This window comes from uncultured Brachyspira sp. (assembly GCF_910578695.1).
In the GTDB taxonomy this organism is placed as follows: domain Bacteria; phylum Spirochaetota; class Brachyspiria; order Brachyspirales; family Brachyspiraceae; genus Brachyspira.
Map to the genome: position 1 here is coordinate 169580 of NZ_CAJTQJ010000001.1, position 1359 is coordinate 170938.

A 1359-nucleotide genomic window follows, 5' to 3' on the forward strand; every position below is an offset into this window, starting at 1 on the left:
TATAAAAAAAATTAGGAGATAACTTATGATTAAAGTTAGCAAAAAAGTGAAAATGATGTTTGCTGTAACAGTTTCTTTACTAATAACATCAGTTTCAGCATTCGGTATGTACGGAGACAGGGATTCTTGGATAGATTTCTTAGTACATGGAAACCAGTTCAGAGCTAGAATGGATCAATTAGGCTTCGTTTTAGGAAATGGAACAATCAAAGGTACTTTCGGCTTTAGATCCCAAGCTGTTCCTACTACAATAGGTAGTATACTTTCAGGAGAAACAGGAAAAGTAGATTTAGACACAACTATTTCGGCAGGTATAGGATATACTTCTGATATTATAGGCGTAGGATTAGGATATAATTATACTTATCAAAATGCCAGATTAGGCGTTCATACTCCTGTATTAATGATAAATGCATTAAATAATAATTTGAGAATAGCTGTTCCTGTACAAATAGCAGTTTCTAAAAATCCTTTCAATAAAGTAGATGATTCAGGTATTCCAATAAATACAGAAACAGATTATATGGGCATAAGTACTGATGTGCAGATAAGATACTATACAGGAATAGATGCTTTCAATCAAATCAGAGTATATTTCAGATACGGACAAGCTGGATATAAGAATAAAATTACTGATGATAATATTGAAAATTATTTTGCTCAGTCAGTAGGCTTCCAAGCTAGATTTTATTTCTTAAATACTACTGTAGGAAATGTAGGTATTAATCCTTTTGTAAGAGTTGACTTTAATACAGCTTTAGTTGAAGAAAATAAAACAGTAAGAGCTGGAGATGCTATTAAATATAATGAAGGTAATCCGTTTGTATTAAATAATAAAAAAGAATGGGATAAAAACCCTTATGATGTAAAAGCTGAATTTGTATTGGGTATGTCTGCCAGCAGCGATATAGTAAATTTCTATCTTGAGCCTTCTTTAGGTTATAAAGCTTCTTATAAAGGAAAAGAAAAATCCTCAGGAGGTGCACCTGCTACTGATTCTAAAATATCTCATACACTTTCTTGGGGAGCTTATACAGAACTTTATATAAGACCTGTTCAAGACTTGGAATGGTATTTTGAGATGGATGTTAATAATAGTACCACTACTGGACAACCTCCTGTTAAATTTAATGCTACTACAGGTATTACTTGGTATTTACCTTCTCTTAACGGTGCTCAATAATTATTATTAATTTGACTATACTAGGGCTTGGCTATTTTCAGTCAAGTCCTTTTTTTATTGAAAATATATAATTTATTATTAAAAATATATAAATTTAATAAACTTTACTTTTATGATTATTTTTTGACAAATTATTATATATTTAGTATAATATTATATATGAAATATAATAAAGT

The 1359-nt window shown here is 29.8% G+C and carries 1 protein-coding gene; it reads left to right on the forward strand.

The genetic code is table 11. The features are described from left to right. Positions 1–52: 52 nt before the first annotated feature. Complete coding sequence (locus QZ288_RS00780; protein WP_295153931.1) at positions 53–1183, forward strand: cell surface protein; 1131 nt, start codon at positions 53–55, stop codon at positions 1181–1183. The last annotated feature ends 176 nt before the right edge of the window (positions 1184–1359 follow it).

What these genes read in the sequence shown, in the direction of transcription:
- QZ288_RS00780 (WP_295153931.1), top strand. Translation starts at nt 53, where the DNA reads ATGATGTTTGCTGTAACAGTTTCTTTACTAATAACATCAGTTTCAGCA.